Below are 17506 nucleotides of genomic sequence, written 5' to 3'. Positions count from 1 at the left end.
CGCGAAGGATCGCCAACTTCTCAGCGTTTGCCCGCTGAGCCTATACCCCAAGGGCTTGATTGGAACTTGATTTCAACTGGACAGCCCGGCGGGACAGCGCCCCCCTCTGCCCTGCCGGGCATCTCCCTCACAAGGGGGGAGATTGGCAGCTCAGACCATCTGCGGCTCCGGCTCGAAAGCCGGCCTGTCGGTGTTGATCAAGAGCGAGATACAAGCCGCCGCGATGCCCGTCATGCCGGCAATCAGGAAGGCCAGCTCATAATTGCCCTGCAGCTCCCGCATCGTGCCGCCGAAGGCGGCGGCCGCCGCGGCGCCCACCTGGTGGCCGGCGACGATCCAGCCGAAAACGATCGGTCCGCTGCGGTCGCCGAAGGCCTCATTCGCGAGCCTGAGCGTCGGCGGCACGGTGGCGATCCAGTCGAGGCCGTAGAGCACGGCGAAGATGACCAGGCTGGTCGCCGAGAAGCCGGAATAAGGCAGGTAGATCAGCGACAGGCCGCGCACGGCGTAATAGACGCCGAGCAGCTTGCGCGGGTCGAAACGGTCGGTGAGCCAGCCGGAGAGCGTGGTGCCGATCAGGTCGAAAATGCCCATCATGGACAGCAGTCCGGCTGCCTGCACCTCGCCGATGCCCATGTCGCCACAGAAGGCGATGAGATGCGTGCCGACGAGGCCGTTGGTGGTGAAGCCGCAGACGAAGAAGGTGGCGAACAGATACCAGAACACCCTGGTGCCGGCCGCGCGGCGCAGCGTGTTCAGCGTATGCGCCAGGAAATTGCCCTGCGATGCGGGCGACACCGGCGGGACGTCGTCGGTATCGGCGCCATAGCGAACCTGGCCGATGGAGGCGGGACGTTCCGGCACCAGCAGCAGAACAAGCGGGATCAGGGCCGCCGTCGCGATTGCCACGGCGATCGCCACCGGCTTCCAGCCGCCGCTCTGCGCCAGCGAGGCGATCACCGGCAGGAACACCAGCATACCTGTGGCGCTGGAGGCCGACATCAGGCCCATCATCAGGCCGCGATTGGTCTTGAACCAGCGGTTGACGATGGTGGCGCCGAGCACGCTCGCCACCGCGCCCGAACCGATGCCCGAAAACACGCCCCAGGTGATGAACAGATGCCAGGGCTCGGTCATCAACAGGCTGAGCGCGGTCGAGCCCGACATCACCGCCAGCGCGCCAAGCAGCGTGCGGCGCAGGCCGATGCGTTCCATCAGCGCGGCGGCGAAAGGACCGGTGAGCCCGTAGAGCAGGATGCCGACGCTGGCGGCCCAGGAGGTCACGTCACGGTGCCAGCCAAAGCTTTTCTCCAGCGGCACCATCATCACCGACGGCGCGGACCGAAGCCCGGCCGCGATCAAGAGGCAGAAGAAAATGACGGCAACGACGACGAAAGCGTAGCGCTGGCCAAACGGACGAGACTGAGCTATCATGTTACTGACCGGTACGTTGCAATGCGATGGCACCGTACATACGTACCGGTCAGTAACATTGTCAAGCGAGTTGTTTGCATGCCATCGGACAATAAAATTGAAGCGTCCTTGAGCGCGGCCCCCGCCCCGAAGGCGGCGGACAAGATCCTAGACGTGGCGCGCGACCTTTTTTATCGCGAAGGCATCCGGGCGATCGGCGTCGACGAGATCGTCAAGCGCGCCGGCGTCACCAAGCCGAGCCTCTACCGCAGCTTCCCGTCCAAGGACGAGCTCGCCGCCTCCTATCTGCGCAAATACGACCTCGAATTCTGGGAGCGCTTCGACGAGGCCGTCGCCACGCATCCGGGCGATCCGCGCACGCAGATCATCGCTTTCCTCACACGGGTCGGCAAACGCACCCAGAAACCGGATTATCGCGGCTGCGGCATGACCAACGCTGCGGTGGAATATCCCGAGCGCGGGCATCCCGCGCGGGTAGTGAGCGAGAACAACAAGATCGAATTGCGCCGGCGCCTGCGCGCCATGGCCGCAGCGATGGGCGCCGCCGATTCCGACACGCTGGGCGACGGCCTGCTGCTGCTCATCGAGGGCGCCTATATCAGCGGCCAGCTTTTCGGCCTGGGCGGACCGGCGGCGGCGGTTGCCCGCAACGCCGACCTCTTGATCGAAGCCAGCTTGAAGAAATAGCGGACGGCGTTACGCTTCCGGCAACTCGAACGGAGTTGCCATTAAATGCGTGCTCTTCTGATCCCGCTTGCCCTCGCCGGTTTCTGCCAGGCGGCCCAGGCCGGCGACATCTCCAGTGCCTATACCGATCTCGACTGGAAAAAGGACTGCGTGACCTATGCGCAGGCCGCGGAAGGCGACGGCGACTGGGCGAGCCTGGTCTGCTCGGGCTATCGCGGCTACCCGGTGCTCGTCAGTTACGACGATGCGCGCGAATCCGTCTATTACGGCTTTCCGTCCGACGACATGACGGCGGTCTGGGAGAGCTTCACCGCCTTCAACGGCTCCGGCCCGAAGGTCGAATGGCGGATCGAGACCAATGGCGACGTCGCCGTCCCCTTCGCCACGATCCATCGCCGCTCCGTCAGCAATCCCGAGGACGAGAAGAAGTCGATCGAGGTGCTCGTCGTCGCCAAGGTGGCGCAGCCGGAAGAGCATCAAGGCTGCACGATCGGCCTGGTCCTGGCCACCGGCAACGCGCAGGCCAACGATCTGGCGCGCAAGCTTGCCGACGAGAAGGCGAAGACCTTCGCCTGCGGCAAGGACAAGCGCGAAGTGATCGGCGACGTGCCGGCTTTCGGCCGCGTCGACAACTAACCGGATCCTAGGCTTCGTCAGCCCTCGCCGGCCTCCAGATGCCGGCTAAGCATCAGCCGCAATTCCTCCAGCACGCCGTCGCGCAAGCGCTTCTCGCCGATCAAGGTCAGCGGAATGCGCATCAGCTGCGGCACGATCACGGCCAGTCTTTCGGCCTGTCCTGCGGGCAGCGGCGGATCGGCCGCGGCGAACAACGTCGCGATTTGGCTGCGCCTGCGGCCGCGCATGGCGCGCCGCCAGCCATCGTCGCCCGGCAGATCGAGCAGCGCCGAATAGGCTGGATGTCCGGCCATGAAAGCGCCGAGCCGCGCGAACAACCAGTCGGCGATTTCCGCCGCGCTCATTCCTTGCGTCCGGTCGCGCAGGTCGTCGAGCTCGGCCGAAAGCGCCTCCGCGTTCTGCGCGAGGATCGCCTGCGCCACCGCCTGCTTGGTCGGGAAGAACAGATAGAGCGTGCCGATGGCCGCGCCCGCCTTGGCGGCGATCTCCGTCATGGTCGTGGCGTCGAAGCCCTTCTCGACGAACAGCTCCGCCGCCGCCGCCATCAACGCGGCGACGCGGTCACGGCCTCTTTTTTGCTGCGGGGCACGCGGCTGCGGCACGGTTGCGCTTGATTTTTCCGAGGCCATCCTCATATTCCAAACCTGAGACTACCCTCATATATAGCCTGCCGGCCCTCGACGCGCCAGCAGCGCCGGATTTGAACGCCATGACCAGACAGGACCGCCCACAGAGCCACAAATGGATGGTTCTGAGCAACACCACGCTCGGCATGCTGGCCGCCGCCATCAACAGCTCGATCCTCTTGATCAGCCTGCCGGCGGTGTTTCGCGGCATCGGCCTCAAGGCGCTCGACCCCGGCAACATCAACTACCTGCTCTGGGCGATCATCGGCTATATGATCGCCACCGCCGTACTGGTCGTCGCCTTCGGCCGGCTGGGCGACCAGTTCGGCCGGGCGAAGATGTACAATCTCGGCTTCGCCATCTTCACGGCGGCCTCCATCGCGCTCAGCCTTCTCCCTGGGCAAGGCGATTTCGCCGCCATGTATCTTATCGGCGTGCGCGTCATCCAAGGCATCGGCGGCGCGCTGATCATGGCCAATTCCACCGCGCTGCTTACCGACGCCTTTCCCGAGAACGAGCGCGGCTTCGCGCTCGGCATCAATGTCGTGGCGGCGATTGGCGGCCAGTTCGTCGGCCTGTTGATCGGCGGGTTGCTCGCCGACACCGACTGGCGGCTGGTGTTCTGGATCAACGTGCCGTTCGGGCTCGTCGGCACCGTCTGGGCGTATCTGAAGCTGCATGACGCGCCGAACCGCTCCAGCCACACGATCGATTGGCTCGGCAACATCAGCTTCGGCCTCGGCCTCGTGCTTATCCTGACCGCCATCACCTACGGCCTGCAGCCCTATGGCGACCAGGTGATGGCCTGGACCAGCCCGAAAGTGCTGGCGTTCTTTGCCATCGGCATCGTCTCGCTCATCGCTTTCGTCGTTATCGAAAGCCGCGTCGCGAAGCCGATGCTCGACCTCTCGCTGTTCCGCATCCCGGGTTTTGCCTATGGCAACATCGCCAATCTCGCCTCGGGCATCGCACGCGGCGGGCTGCAATTCATGCTGATCGTCTGGCTGCAGGGCATCTGGCTGCCGTTGCACGGCTATTCCTTCGAGCAGACCCCGCTCTGGTCGGCGATCTTCATGCTGCCGCTCACCATCGGCTTCCTGATCGCCGGGCCGATCTCGGGCTATTTCTCGGACCGGATCGGCGGCGTGCCTTTCGCCGTCGGCGGCATGGTGGCGGGCGCGGCCAGCTTCGTCGCGCTGATGCTGCTGCCTGCCGATTTTTCCTACACCGCCTTTGCCGGCCTGCTCTTCCTCAACGGCCTCGGCTCCGGCCTGTTCGTCGCGCCGAACTCGACGCAGATCATGAATTCCGTGCCGGCGCGCGAGCGCGGCCAGGCGTCCGGCATGCGCGCCACAACCACCAATGCCGGGCAGGTGCTGTCGATCGGCCTGTTCTTCAGCCTGATGCTGGCCGGCCTTGCCGCCAGCCTGCCGGCGACCATGGAGGCCGGCCTCCTGGCGCAGCATGTGCCGGAGGCGATCGCGCATCAGGTCGCCAACATGCCGCCGGTCGCAAGCCTGTTCGCCGCCTTCCTCGGCTACAACCCGATGGGCGAGCTGATTCCGGCCGACGTGCTGCATGCTTTGCCGGCGGCCAATGCCGCGACGCTGACCGGCAATCAGTTCTTCCCCGAGCTGATGTCGGGCCCGTTCAAGCACGGGCTGGTCTTTGCCTTCACCTTCTCGGCGATCCTCTACCTGGTCGCCGCCTTCGCCTCCTGGCGCGGCGGCCGCGGCGCCGAAGCCGAGTTGCCGGAGAGCCTGGCGGCCGAGGCTGCGGGCCAGCGCTGATCCGGGCGAAGCGTAGACCCTGGAATCCAGGCCGTTACATCAAACGAAGAATGCAACAGTCCAGAACAAGCGATGGCACAGCCCGTCGATCGTTCTGCGCCGTCGCAGCTCCCGGACATCACGGCTATCGCCGTCACCAAATTTGACCATGTGGACAAATCTCAGGCGCCGTTCCATAGTCCAGCGCGTCTGACATTTTTGGAACGGCCGGCTCGACACGGCTGTCGAACAGAGGGGCACTTCAATGGAAAACGAACGCAGCAAAACGCAACGCATGGGCCTGTCGCGGCGCAATGTGCTGGAACTGGGCGCGCTCGGCCTTGCGGCGGCGGCGCTGCCCAGTACGGCCTTCGCCAAGGACAAGAAGCTGAAGGTGGCGGCGATCTTCGCCACGCCGATCGAGGAGCCATGGGACAACCAGGTCCATGTCGCCTTGCTGAAGGCACAGAAGGAACTTGGCATCGACTACAAATGGTCGGAGAAGGTGCAGACCGCCGACTTCAGCCGCGTGATGCGCGAATATGCGCAGGGCGGCTATGAATTGGTGCTGGGCGACGCCTTCGCCGCCGAGCGCGAATCGCGCCGCACGGCCAAGCAATTCCCGAAGACCGCCTTCCTGTTCGGCTCCGGCGCCGGCCCTGCTGAGCCCAATTTCGGCGTCTTCGACAACTGGATCCACGAACCCGCCTATCTCTGCGGCATCATCGCCGGCAAGATGTCGAAGTCGGGCACGGTGGGCGCCGTCGCCGCCATGGGCATTCCGGAAGTGAACCGGCTGGTCAACGCCTTCTTTGCCGGCGCCAAGGAGGTCAATCCGAACGTCAAGAAGAAGGTTTCCTTCATCGGTTCCTTCTTCGATCCGCCCAAGGCCAAGGAAGCGGCGGTCGCCCAGATCGACGCCGGGGTCGACGTCATCTATGCCGAGCGCTTCGGCGTCATCGAGGCGGCGGTGGACAAGAAGATCCTCGCCATCTCCAACATGTCCGACCAGTCGAGCCTGGGCCCCGATACCGTCATCACCGGCCCGGTCTGGGACATGTACCCGACGGTCGAGCAGGCGATCAAGCTGGTCAAGGCCGGCGTCTTCACCGCGCAGGACTATGGCGACTTCTCGCGCATGGCCAAGGGCGGCTCCTATCTCGCGCCCTACCACAAGTTCGACAAGACGCTGCCTGCCGAAGTGAAGGATCTGGTTGAGAAGAAGAAGGCCGAGATCCTCGAAGGCAATTTCCGCGTCGACGTCGACGAGAACACGCCGGCTTCGGATTGAGCCGGCGTACCCCTCCCCCTTGAGGGGAGGGTGGCCCGCAGGGCCGGGAGGGGTCGCCCGCGACGCGCTCCATCCTCTTTATCAACGTCGAGGCGATTGAGGCGACCCCTCCCGCCTCGCTTCGCTCGGCGACCTCCCCTCAAGGGGGAGGTGTGTACCAGTGCAGGAGCACCCTTGTCCGCCCCACTCATCGAAATGCGCGGCATCACCAAGAGCTTCGGCGCCGTCAAGGCGAACGAGGCCGTCGATCTCAGCGTGGCACCGGGCGAGATCCTCGGCCTGCTCGGCGAGAACGGCGCCGGCAAGACGACGCTGATGAACGTGCTGTTCGGCGCCTATGCGCCGGATGACGGTGAGATCCTGGTCGAAGGACAGCCCGTCGCCATCCACAATTCGGCCGACGCCTTGGCCGCCGGCATCGGCATGGTGCACCAGCATTTCCACCTCGCGCCGCGCCTCACGGTGCTGGAAAACCTTCTGATCGGCATCCCCGGCAAGTCGGGCCGGATCGACCGCGCCGGCGGGCTTGCGCGGCTCGCCGAGATCAGCCGCCAGTATGGGCTGAGCCTCGATCCGAACCTGCCGGTGTCGGCGCTGTCAGTCGGCGAGCAGCAGCGGCTGGAAATCATCAAGGCGCTGTTTCGCGGCGCCAGGCTTCTGATCCTCGACGAGCCGACGGCGGTGCTGGCGCCTTCGGAGGTCGATGGCCTGTTCGCCGCGCTGCGTTCGATGTCCGCCCAGGGACTCGGCATCATCTTCATCTCGCACAAGCTCAACGAAGTCAGGGCCCTCACCCATCGCTGCGTCGTGTTGCGCCACGGCAAGGTCGCCGGCCGCGTCGACCATCCGGCGGGCACCACATCGGCAGAAATGGCGAAGCTTATGTGCGGCCACGAGATCGTCCCGCCCACCAAGGAAGCCTCGACGCCCGGCGCTTCCGTGCTGACGCTCGACGGCATCTCCACAGCCGGCCATGCCGGCACGCCGCTCCGCGACATCTCGCTTTTTGTCCGCACGGGAGAGATTCTGGGCATCGCCGGCGTCTCCGGCAACGGCCAGCGCGCGCTTGCCGACGTCGTTTCCGGCATGCTGCCGCCCAAGGCCGGCACGATGACGATAGCCGGCAAAACGGTTGCGCAATTCTCCCCGCGCGAATTGCAGGCGCTCGGCCTCGGTCGCATTCCGGAGGACCGGATGACCACCGGCCTGGTCACCAACCTGCCTTTAGCCGACTCCATGGTGCTGCCGCGCATCGGCACCGACGCCTTCAGCCGCAAGGGCCTGCTCAACCCCGCCGCGATCCGTGCCTTCGCTGAAGCGCAGATCAAGGCCTATGATATCCGCTGCCCTGGGCCGATGGTGCGCGCTGGCGCGTTGTCCGGTGGGAATCTGCAGAAGGCGCTTCTGGCGCGCGAGCTCGCCTTCGATCCGAAGGTGCTGATCGTCTCGCAGCCGACGCGCGGCCTCGACATCGGCGCCGCGCGCTTCATCCACGAAAAATTCCTGGCCATGCGCGCCAAGGGTTGCGGCATCATCGTCATCGGCGAGGACCTCGAGGAATTGCTGATGCTCTCGGACCGCATCGCCGTGATGTATGAGGGCCGCATCGCCGGCACGCTTCCCAGCGCGGATGCCACCGTCGCAAGGCTTGGCCTGATGATGACCGGCGCCAGCCACACCGAGGAGGCTGCCTGATGTTTCGCCTCGAAGCCCGCACGTCGACGCCCGCCTGGTTCAACCTGGCCCTTCCGCTCATCGCGATCGCCGTGACGCTGGTGCTCTGCAGTGGGCTGATCGCGGTCGCCGGCGCTGGCGTCGTCGAAGCCTATGGCGTGATGCTGTCGGCCTCGCTCGGCGACAGCTACGCCATCACCGAGACGCTGGTGCGCGCCGCCCCCATGATCTTCACCGGCCTTGCGGTGGCGATCGCCTTCCGCGCCAAATTCTGGAACATCGGCGCCGAGGGCCAGTTGCTGGCCGGCGCGGTGGCGAGCTGCTTCGTCGGCGCGATCCCGATGCCCAGCTATCTCGCCATGCTCTTGATGGCGCTTGCAGGGGCCGCTGCCGGCGCGCTCGTGGCACTGGTGCCGGCGACATTGCGGGTCAGGTTCAAGGTCGACGACGTAGTGAGCTCGCTGCTGCTCAACTCGGTCATCTATTACGCGCTGATGGCGCTGATCGAGGGGCCATGGAAGGACAGTTTCAGCGGCTATCCGATCTCGCCGCCGATCGAGGATTCGGCCAATTTCCCGGTGCTGATCGAAGGCACAAGGTTGCATCTCGGCGTCATCGTGGCGTTGATCGCAGCACCGCTTTGCTGGTTCCTGATCACGCGCACCACGCTTGGCTTTCGCATCCGCGTCACCGGCGAGAACCCTGAAGCGGCGCGCTACGGCGGCATCAATGTGCAGCGCGTGCTGCTGTCGACGGCGCTACTCTCTGGTGCGCTGGCCGGGCTTGCCGGTGTCGGCGAGGTCGGCGGCGTGCACTTCCAGGTGATGAGCGACATCTCGCCGGGCTATGGCTATTCGGGCATCGTCGTCGCTATGCTTGCCAGGCTCAATCCGCTCGGCGTGGTTCCGGCGGCGATCTTCCTCGCAGCCGTCATGACCGGCGCGGAGGCAATGTCGCGGGCGACCGGCGTGCCGGCTTTCCTCAGCGACGTCATCCAGGGCACGGCGCTGCTAGCCATGCTGGTGGCGCTGCTCTTCACCGCCTACCGCATCCGCCGCGTGGGAGCTTCGTCATGAGCGCGGTGTTCGAGCAGATCTTCCAGGTCGGCTTCCTCGCCGCCATCATCCGCATAGCCACGCCTCTCGCTTTCGCCACGCTCGGCGAGATGTTTTCCGAGCGCGCCAGCGTGCTCAATCTCGGCATCGAAGGCATCATGTTGTTGTCGGCGATGGCCGGCTTCACCGCCGCCAGCCTGAGCGGCAGCCTGTGGCTCGGCGTGCTGGTGGCTGTGCTGGTCGGCGCTCTCATGGGCGCGCTGCATGCGCTGTTCACGGTGGCGCTGGGCCTCAGCCAGCATGTCTGCGGCATCGGCGTGACTTTGTTCTGCTCGGGGCTCGCTTATTTCCTCTACCGGCTGATCTTCGGCCAGCAATCGGTGCCGCCCAGCATCGACGGCTTCAAGCCCGTGCCGATCCCGCTGCTCTCGGACATACCGATGCTCGGTCCGGCGGTGTTAAACCAGTTCACGCTGGTTTACCTCGCCATCATCGCCATCCCGCTCGCAGCCTTCGTGCTCTACCGCACGCCATGGGGGCTGTCGGTCCGCATGGTCGGCGAGAATCCGCGGGCGGCGGATTCGGCCGGCGTCAGCGTGATCGCGACGCGCTTCCAGGCGGTGATCCTCGGCGGCGCGCTGATGGGACTTGCCGGCGCCTTCCTGACCATGGCGCAGTTCAACGCCTTCACCTTCGGCGTCGTCTCCGGGCGCGGCTGGGTGGCGATCGCGCTGGTCGTGTTCGGCCGCTGGGATCCGTGGCGTTCGGCAGGCGCCGCGCTGCTCTTCGCCTTCGTCGACGCGCTGCAGCTCAGGATGCAGGCCAGCGGCCTCGGCCACATCCCTTACGAAGCCTTCCTGATGCTGCCCTTCATCTTCACCATCGTCGCGATGGCCTTCATGTCGCGCAACGCGGTGGCGCCGTCCGCGCTGCTGAAGCCGTTTCGACGGGAAGAGCGGTAGTGCCCTTTCCTCTCCCTCCGGAGGGGGGAGAGGTGGCGCTGCGAAGCAGCGACGGAGTGGGGGAACCACCTGGCAACCGTCGCCGACGAATATTGAAAGAAGCCAAGGCGCAAGAGTCTTCCTGCGCCGCGCCAAGGTTCGACCCCCCACTCCGTCGAGCTGCGCTCGACACCTCTCCCCCGATCGACGGGGGAGAGGAAGGGCGCCAGGCCGTCAGATCGCCGTGAACGCGTTATCCACGAACAGATGCGCGCCGTTGACGAAGCTCGATTCGTCGCTGGCCAGGAACAGCGCTGCCTTCGCCACTTCCTCCGGCTCGCCGATGCGGCCCTGCTGCGCGGCCATCGCCGCGTCGGAGACGTCGACGCCGAGCTTGCCGAGGTCGGCCACCTCGCGCAGCCCGTGCGGCGTGCGGATGAAGCCGGGGCAGACGGCATTGCAGCGGATGTTGCGGTCGCGGAATTCGACCGCGATGGCCCGCGCGAACATGTGGCAGGCGCCCTTGGTGGTGTCGTAGAGCACTTCGTTCGGCGTGGCCGCGACCGCCGAGATCGACGAGGTGCACACGATCGAGCCGCCGCCCGCGGCGATCATGCCGGGCAGCACCGCGCGCGTCATCAGGAACATCGAGCGCACATTGACGGCATGCAGCCAGTCCCACTCCTGCAGCGTCGTCTCCAGGAACGGTTTGATGACGATCGTGCCGGCATGGTTGAACAGCACGGTTACCGGACCGAGCTTCGCCGTCGCCGCCTTCACGGCCGCCTCGACCTGCGCCTCGTCCGAAACGTCGGCCACGAAATGCTCGGCGACATGGCCCCGCGCCCGGATCGCCGCGGCGGTCTTGCCGGCCGCCTCGCCATTGCGGTCGATGATCGCCACCTTGGCGCCTTCGGCGGCAAACAGCTCCGAAGCCGCCCCGCCCATGCCCGTCGCGCCACCAGAAACGATAGCGACCTTGCCCGCCAGCCTTCCACCCATTCTGCTTCTCCCTGGATCCTACGAGATATTTTTTGATGCTATCCCGTCGAACGGGGGATAGCCAAGCGCTTCGACGAGGCCGTCTGCGGCTGAAAAGCCCGTGGTTCCAGGCATTTGGCGGGCCGTCCTGCCTCGCTGCTGCCCGGATAATCCGCGTCGGGTGAGAAAGAATTACCTGAATTGTTCTCTCTCTGAGAACATTCTCCCAAAAATGCTCGAAAAATAGCAATCGACAAAGTCTACTAACTTTATAGATTAATGGCCGCGACGGAGGCCGATATGTCCTATATCCAGAACGCTCAGACCGCCCGCAAGGGGCAGAGGCTGACTGCCGACCAGAGCTGGAGGCCCGCCTATGGCGGTACCTTCGCCTATCTCGTCTTCGCGCTTGCTTTCGTGTTCACCGGCGCGGTGGTTCTGGGGCTGATCCCCTGAATTCAAGGCGGGCCGAGACCCGCCGTCAAAACAATCTGAGTTGAGTAATCGGAGTGGAAAACTGGCCGGGCGCCAGGGCGTCGTTGCGCGCCTTGAGTTTCGGATTTGGTTCGAAGGCTTTGGAGCGGGGCAAGCCAACGTGATGGAGGAGATGGCAATGCCGATCGAGTTCACGCATGTTCCAGGCAAGCCTGCCAATGGCAGCTTCTTCTACGATTTCGCCGAAACCGCGACCAGATTGTCGCTGATCGAGGACGCTGGTTTCCGCAAGCTGGTGGTGGACGATCCGGCCGGACTGCTCACCAACATGGACATCGCCGCGCAGACACTCAACCGCACCGCTTCGCTCGAAGTCGTGCTGACGCACTGGGCCGGCGTGATCGAGCCGACGGTGGCGGCACGGCAGCTCGCCGAGCTCGACCGTCGAGGCGGCGGCCGCCTGTCGCTGCGCATGCTGAGCGAGCCGCTGGAAGACAGCGATGCCGAGGCGCGGCCGGTCGGCCACGGCGTGGTGTGGCAGCGCATCGACGAATATCTGGTGCTGTTGAAACGCCTGTGGTCGAACGACAGGCCCTTCGACCACGAAGGCGCCTTCTACAGCGTCAGGGGCGGCTTCGTGCCGCGCAAGGGCCCGCATGGCGCCGATCTCGTCATCCGGCTCGGCGGCCAGTCCGGCACCGCGCTGAAGGTCGCCGGCAAGCATGCCGATGTCTTCGAGTTGGCCGCCGGTTCGCCGGACGAGGTCAGGCAATTGATGGAGCGCGCGCGCAGCGCCGCTGCCGAGCACGGCCGCGGCGGAAGGCTGCGTTTCGCGCTGCCGGTACGCATCCACCGGGACGGCTGGTCGGGCACGCCGGATCACAAGGCGGTCGAGATCGCCGGGCCGCCGGCGCGGATTGCCCTGGCGCTGCTGCCCTACGCGGCGCTGGGCATCGAGGAGTTCATGATCGGCGGCGTCGACCGCTCAGGCGAGATCGCCCGTATCGGGCGCGAGACGATCACGCTGGTCGCGAATTCGCTGGCGCGGCGTGAGGCCGAGGTTCCGCAGCCGGGAATGCTTGCGTCCCAGGCCTTCCCTGATATCCATCTTCGCTAGCGCATGATCCCGAAAAGTGGGAACCGGTTTTCGGAAAGATCATGCTTCAACAAAGAGCGGATCAGGATGGCGGTTCAACGAAACGCCATCCGGATCTTAGGTTCACGCCAGCTTTCCTTACGGCCTGGATGAATAATCCAGGCCGTCCATCACATAATCCGCGAACAGGAAGTCCCGGATGCCGGCGATCCGGCCATCCTTCTCCCAATCGATGAGGATGAAATAGCGTGGCGGCCCGTCCGGACGCTCCGGACTGGTGACCAGGATGGCGGGCCGGCCTTCGACGAGGCCAGCCGTGAAGTGCCAATGCGTTTCGTCGGCATAGCGGCCGAAATAATTGCCGACATACTCCTTGCCGTCGGCGCGCAAGCGGTTGACCAGCTCCAGCTTGACGTCCTCGGCCAATAGGCCGCGCAAAGTATCGAAATCCCGGGCGTTGAAAGCGGCCACATAGTCGCCGAGACGCCGCATGTCCTGCCGGTCGAGCGCCGGGCGAGGCGACGCCGCACGCGGCGCGGCCGCCAGCTTGCGCAGGCTCTCTCGGCCGCGCTGCAGCGCGCCCTTGATCGCCGTGTCGGAGGTTTCGAGTATCTCGCCGATCTCCTCCAGGCTGTGTCCGAGCACATCCTTCAGCACGACCGTGCACCGTTGCGCCGGCGGCAGCCGCATCAGCTCGGCCAGGCTCGCCTCGGCGGCGATGCGCGCATCCACCACCGAATTCTCGGCGGCGATCGTGTCGAGCTCGACCTCGCTTTCGCGCCCTCGCGAGCGGGTTCGCTTGCGCAGGAAATCGAGGGCCGCGTTGTGCGCTATGCGAAACAGCCAGGGTTCGGTCTTGTCGGGCATGTCGCCATTCCTGATCGCCACGAAGCCTTTGGCCAAGGCCTCCTGGACGATGTCTTCGCCATCGATGACCGATCCGACCATGCGCGAAGCGTAGCGGTGCAGCTTGGCCCTCAGGCCGGCGGCCTCGCGCTCGAAGGCGCGAAGCCTGGTCTCGATCGCCGCAACGGCCTGATCCTGCGAACCGGTCACGCAACCTCCTAATCTTCGATCCCGCCCGTGTGGGAATAGGTGGTGTGGCCCATCATGCTCTCGCCGGCGGCCAGCTCGACGATGCTCTTCATGTACTCGCCGAAACGAGGATCCCCGCGGAAGGCAGCGATGTCCTCCGCCGAACGCCATTGCGAGATGTTGGCGACCTTGTTGCCGTCACCGCCGACGATGACGGACGACGACAGCGAGCCCGGCTGCTTGCTGAAGAAGTTCCTCGTTCCCTCGGCGAGGGTGTTGGCGAGTTCCTGCTGCTTGCCCGGCTTGGCGGTGAAGACGTTGATCAGGGTCACTGTGGTCGACATGGCTTGGCTCCGTTTGTCCTGATGGCGGAGGCCGTCGCGGCTCTCGCACCTGTTACGACCCTCAAGACGAAGCGGAAGCCGGAAACGGAACGGTGGGGCGAAAAAATTTCGAAGGGACCCCAAAAAAACTTCAACACGCCGCGCCCGCGAGCTGCCGCAACGCGGCAATGACGGCCTCCGAATCCGCCAGCGCGCCGAAGACGCCGTCCTCGACCGTCACCATATGCAGCGCTGCTTCATGCGCATACCGGTCGCCGCTGGCGCAGGCGTCCGAAATCGTCAGGCACTGGAAATTGCGGTCGCACGCCTCGCGCAATGTGGTGTGCACGCACACATCCGTCGTGCAGCCGGTGAACATGAGGTGCGTTATGTCCCGCGCGCGCAGAACGAGCTCCAGATCCGTATGGGTGAAGGCGCTGTTGCAGGTCTTGTCGATGATGATGTCCTGCGGCGCCACGTCGATATCGGCGGAGATCTGGAAGCCCGGGCCGGAGCGCAAAAGGACATCGGTGCCGTCGAGACCGGCCCGCTTACGGCGCCATTTTTCGTAAGGCGTCATGTCGGCCATGTCGGCGCGGTAGCCTTGCCTTGTGTGGATGATGGTGAGGCCTGCCGCGCGGGCCGCGCCAATCAGCCGGTTGACAGCCGGCAGGATGGCTCTCAGCGGCGACGGATCATAGCCCTTCCTGGCGAAGTAGCCGGTCGGCGACAGGAAATCCTCCTGCAGGTCGATCACCAGCAGCGCCGTATGCCGAGGCGCCAGCCTGCCGTCATAGGGAAAGTCGAAGGGTATTGCCTTGATCATCGGCCTGCTCTTGTTGCTCCATGCGCATCGTGCCCGGCAACCGCCCTGCGGTCCAGGCCTGTAACGTGCCCAGCTGGGCCTCGGCGCGCCGTGATTTGTTGAGCATTCTAGTCATCTTTATAGTTGACTCCCAAATTCATGTTTCATAGTCATCCGGCATGGCTCGCCCTGCGCCTGTTTGCCGGGCGGCCGCCACATTGCGATGATGAAGCGAGGACGAGCCTTGTCCCGAACTGTTCTTTTCGCGGCGCTGGCCGCGTCCCTCATTCTTTCGGCCGGCATCGCCGAGGCACAAGAACAGCCCGCGACGCAGGCTCCGGCAGTGCAAGCGCCAGCCGCTCCGGCCTCACAAATGCCGGCGGTGCAGGCACCGGCCGCCGCGCCGGCGGATTCGGCTCTCCAGCCGGCTGCGAACGGCGCCACAGGCGAGAAGCTGACGCTGCCGCATGACCTGTCGCCCTGGGGCATGTTCATGAATGCCGACATCGTCGTGAAGGCGGTGATGGTCGGGCTGGCCTTCGCTTCCCTCGTCACCTGGACGATCTGGCTCGCCAAGTCGCTGGAGGTCCTTGGCGGCAAGCTGAGGGCCCGCCGCGCCGCCGATGCGATCGGCAACGCCGCGACACTGATGCAGGCCGGCCGCGAGCTCGGCCACAGCGGCGGCCCGGGCGCGCTGCTGGTGCGGGCAGCGGAAGAAGAGAGGGCGCTTTCGGCCGGCGCGCTGGACCATGCCTCCGGCGACGGTCTGAAAGAGCGCGTCGCCTCCCGGCTTTCGCGCATCGAGGCGTCGGCGTCCCGGCGCATGTCGCGCGGCACCGGCCTGCTCGCCACCATCGGCTCGACGGCGCCCTTCGTCGGCCTGTTCGGCACCGTATGGGGCATCATGAACGCCTTCATCGGCATCTCGCAGGCGCAGACCACCAACCTCGCCGTCGTGGCGCCCGGCATCGCCGAGGCGCTGCTTGCGACCGCGATGGGCCTTGTCGCGGCCATTCCGGCGGTCGTCATCTACAACGTCTTCGCGCGCTCGATAGCCGGCTACAGGCAGATCCTTGCCGACGCTTCCGCCGGCGTCGAGCGGCTGGTCAGCCGCGACCTCGATTTCCGCGCGGTGCCGTCGGCAACGGCCATGGCGGCGGAGTAGCGGCGATGGCGGCGCGCATTCGCGAGACCTCCGGCGACGATCTCGAGGAAAGCCACGACATCAACGTCACGCCGTTCATCGACGTCATCCTGGTGCTCCTGATCATCTTCATGGTCGCGGCGCCCCTGGCGACCGTCGACGTCAATGTCGACCTGCCGGGATCGACGGCGACGCCGGCGCCCCGGCCCGAGACACCGCTGTTCCTGACCTTGAAAAGCGATCTCACGCTGGCGATCGGCAATGACAGCGTGCCCCGCCCGGCCTTTGCCGGGGTGCTCGACAGCCGCGCCAAGGGGGACAAGCAGACGCGCATCTTCCTGCGCGCCGACAGAAAAGTCGGTTATGGCGATCTGATGGAGGTCATGAACCTCTTGCGCGGCGCCGGCTATCTCAAGGTCGCGCTGGTCGGCCTCGAAACCGCGGGCGGCGCCAGCGGGCAATCCACGCCCGGAGCGCCTGCGACCGGCGCGCTCCCCTCCCCGGCACCGGGCGAAAGCCAGGCGCCATGACGGTCGCCACCCTCTCCCAGCCGCGCTTCGGCGCGCGCGAGGCCGGCCTGTGGACGAGCGCCGCCGCGATCATCCTGGCCGCGCATGTGGCAGTCGCCTATGCGGTGCAGAACCTGAGTTTCGCCGATATGCCGGATGGCGGTTCGCCGCCGGCACTGGCGGTCGAGATGGCACCGCTGGTGATCGCGCCCGCCGTGCCGGAAGAGACGGCGATGCTGGACACGGTGACACCGGAGCCGCCCGATGCGCCGGAGGAGACGGAAAAGCCCGTCGAGGTAAAACCGGTGACCGATCCGGCGCCTGCGGTGGAGCAGGCAGAGCCGGTCCCCGAACAGCCGCTCGACACCGACGATACGCAGCAGGCCGAGCAGGCCGCGCCGCCGGAACAGGCCGTTGCCGCGCCGAGCGAGCAGCCGCCGCTGGACGAGGTCGTGCCGGACCCTGTCAAGGCGATCGCGCCGGACGTCGTCATTCCGCTGCCGCAGCCGAAGCCGGTGGAAGGCGAGGCGCGGAAGCCGGTCGAGCCCAGGAAGAAGGCCGAGAAGAAGCCGATCGAAAAGCCGAAGGAACGGGTGAAAAAGGAAAAGGCGCTCCCGCCCAAGGCGACGACCACCGCCAGCATCGACGCCAAGGCGGCGGCGAAGGCGGCAGCGCCGCAGTCCTCGAACGCGGCGTCGCGCTCGAGCGTCAGCTCGTCACGCTGGAATTCCAGCCTGGCGGCATGGATCAGGCGGCACACCCGCTATCCGAGCGCGGCGCGCTCCAGGCGGGCCGAGGGCACGCCGAGCGTGACCTTCACGGTCGATACCTCCGGCAAGGTTGTCTCGGCCCGGCTGGCGCGATCCTCGGGCGACGGCGATCTCGACCGCGCGGCCCTCGGGACCTTGCAGGGCGCCTCGGTGCCGGCGCCGCCGGCGGAGCTCGGCGCGCGCGTCACCCGCACCGCACCCTTCGTCTTCAGCCTGCGCGATTAGATTTGGCCCGACGGCGGGTCGGCGATGGCGATGCGGGACGTCTCGCGTCGGGCGCCCCTGCTATTGCCCG

At 66.0% G+C, this 17506-nt stretch carries 18 protein-coding genes; 12 read left to right on the top strand and 6 right to left on the bottom strand.

Annotation, left to right across the window (positions count from 1 at the left end; all coding sequences use genetic code 11):
• Positions 1-150 precede the first annotated feature (150 nt).
• Positions 151-1434, bottom strand: coding sequence for an MFS transporter (locus RFM41_RS08885; RefSeq protein ID WP_320247396.1), 1284 nt, complete (start codon positions 1432-1434; stop codon positions 151-153).
• A 78-nt stretch (positions 1435-1512) separates the two neighbouring features.
• Here RFM41_RS08885 and RFM41_RS08880 point away from each other — a divergent pair, with 78 nt between their 5' ends.
• The gene (locus RFM41_RS08880; protein WP_320247397.1) at positions 1513-2121 is read left to right on the top strand and encodes a TetR/AcrR family transcriptional regulator; all 609 of its coding nucleotides are present in this window, start codon (positions 1513-1515) and stop codon (positions 2119-2121) included.
• A 45-nt stretch (positions 2122-2166) separates the two neighbouring features.
• Entirely contained in the window at positions 2167-2757 is a 591-nt protein-coding gene (locus tag RFM41_RS08875; RefSeq protein WP_320247399.1) for a hypothetical protein, read from the top strand.
• A gap of 17 nt (positions 2758-2774) precedes the next feature.
• Here the strand turns inward: RFM41_RS08875 and RFM41_RS08870 are convergent, their stop codons facing one another.
• On the bottom strand, positions 2775-3386 hold the full coding sequence (locus RFM41_RS08870; RefSeq protein WP_320247401.1) for a TetR/AcrR family transcriptional regulator: 612 nt from the start codon (positions 3384-3386) through the stop codon (positions 2775-2777).
• Positions 3387-3466: 80 nt separating this feature from the next.
• Between RFM41_RS08870 and RFM41_RS08865 the strand changes: the two genes are divergently transcribed.
• The 5 genes from RFM41_RS08865 to RFM41_RS08845 all read left to right on the top strand — a co-directional run bounded on the left by RFM41_RS08865 (position 3467) and on the right by RFM41_RS08845 (position 10134).
• Positions 3467-5173 carry an MFS transporter gene (locus tag RFM41_RS08865; protein WP_320247403.1) on the top strand — a complete coding sequence of 569 codons (1707 nt, stop codon included), beginning with the start codon at positions 3467-3469 and terminating at the stop codon, positions 5171-5173.
• Positions 5174-5417: 244 nt separating this feature from the next.
• Positions 5418-6443 carry a BMP family protein gene (locus RFM41_RS08860; RefSeq protein ID WP_320247405.1) on the top strand — a complete coding sequence of 342 codons (1026 nt, stop codon included), beginning with the start codon at positions 5418-5420 and terminating at the stop codon, positions 6441-6443.
• 174 nt (positions 6444-6617) lie between these two features.
• A complete protein-coding gene (locus tag RFM41_RS08855) occupies positions 6618-8138 on the top strand; it encodes an ABC transporter ATP-binding protein (protein WP_320247407.1) in 1521 nt (506 codons plus the stop codon).
• Positions 8138-9193 (top strand): ABC transporter permease, encoded by a 1056-nt coding sequence (locus RFM41_RS08850; RefSeq protein ID WP_320247409.1) that lies wholly within the window; start codon positions 8138-8140, stop codon positions 9191-9193. The genes RFM41_RS08855 and RFM41_RS08850 overlap by 1 nt, the downstream gene beginning before the upstream one ends.
• A complete protein-coding gene (locus RFM41_RS08845; RefSeq protein WP_320247411.1) occupies positions 9190-10134 on the top strand; it encodes an ABC transporter permease in 945 nt (314 codons plus the stop codon). Before RFM41_RS08850 ends, RFM41_RS08845 begins: the two co-directional genes overlap by 4 nt.
• Before the next feature lie 213 nt (positions 10135-10347).
• Here the strand turns inward: RFM41_RS08845 and RFM41_RS08840 are convergent, their stop codons facing one another.
• A complete protein-coding gene (locus RFM41_RS08840) occupies positions 10348-11115 on the bottom strand; it encodes an SDR family NAD(P)-dependent oxidoreductase (protein WP_320247414.1) in 768 nt (255 codons plus the stop codon).
• 279 nt (positions 11116-11394) lie between these two features.
• On the opposite strand from RFM41_RS08840, the gene RFM41_RS08835 reads away from it, so the two are divergent.
• Together RFM41_RS08835 and RFM41_RS08830 are read left to right on the top strand one after the other, a co-directional pair.
• A complete protein-coding gene (locus RFM41_RS08835) occupies positions 11395-11550 on the top strand; it encodes a hypothetical protein (protein WP_095816548.1) in 156 nt (51 codons plus the stop codon).
• A gap of 157 nt (positions 11551-11707) precedes the next feature.
• A complete protein-coding gene (locus RFM41_RS08830) occupies positions 11708-12646 on the top strand; it encodes an LLM class flavin-dependent oxidoreductase (protein ID WP_320247423.1) in 939 nt (312 codons plus the stop codon).
• Between the two features lie 117 nt (positions 12647-12763).
• On the opposite strand, the gene RFM41_RS08825 is transcribed toward RFM41_RS08830, so the two are convergent.
• The 3 genes from RFM41_RS08825 to RFM41_RS08815 all read right to left on the bottom strand — a co-directional run bounded on the left by RFM41_RS08825 (position 12764) and on the right by RFM41_RS08815 (position 14809).
• Positions 12764-13681: a sigma-70 family RNA polymerase sigma factor gene (locus RFM41_RS08825; protein ID WP_320247425.1), complete on the bottom strand. Its 918-nt coding sequence runs from the start codon at positions 13679-13681 to the stop codon at positions 12764-12766.
• Between the two features lie 8 nt (positions 13682-13689).
• Complete coding sequence (locus tag RFM41_RS08820) at positions 13690-14004, bottom strand: antibiotic biosynthesis monooxygenase family protein (protein WP_320247427.1); 315 nt, start codon at positions 14002-14004, stop codon at positions 13690-13692.
• A 130-nt stretch (positions 14005-14134) separates the two neighbouring features.
• Complete coding sequence (locus RFM41_RS08815) at positions 14135-14809, bottom strand: cysteine hydrolase family protein (protein ID WP_320247429.1); 675 nt, start codon at positions 14807-14809, stop codon at positions 14135-14137.
• Positions 14810-15032: 223 nt separating this feature from the next.
• Here RFM41_RS08815 and exbB point away from each other — a divergent pair, with 223 nt between their 5' ends.
• Genes exbB through RFM41_RS08800 form a run of 3 tightly spaced genes read left to right on the top strand, consistent with a single transcriptional unit; the run spans position 15033 to position 17436 of the window.
• Positions 15033-15953: a tonB-system energizer ExbB gene (gene exbB, locus RFM41_RS08810; RefSeq protein ID WP_320247431.1), complete on the top strand. Its 921-nt coding sequence runs from the start codon at positions 15033-15035 to the stop codon at positions 15951-15953.
• A gap of 5 nt (positions 15954-15958) precedes the next feature.
• Positions 15959-16462, top strand: coding sequence for a TonB system transport protein ExbD (exbD, locus tag RFM41_RS08805; protein ID WP_320247433.1), 504 nt, complete (start codon positions 15959-15961; stop codon positions 16460-16462).
• Complete coding sequence (locus RFM41_RS08800) at positions 16459-17436, top strand: TonB family protein (protein WP_320247435.1); 978 nt, start codon at positions 16459-16461, stop codon at positions 17434-17436. Before exbD ends, RFM41_RS08800 begins: the two co-directional genes overlap by 4 nt.
• Positions 17437-17506 lie beyond the last annotated feature (70 nt).

Source organism: Mesorhizobium vachelliae (assembly GCF_033977325.1).
Lineage (GTDB): Bacteria > Pseudomonadota > Alphaproteobacteria > Rhizobiales > Rhizobiaceae > Mesorhizobium > Mesorhizobium vachelliae.
Note: the sequence above shows the minus strand (reverse complement) of the source record. Positions and strands in the feature narration are given on the sequence as shown.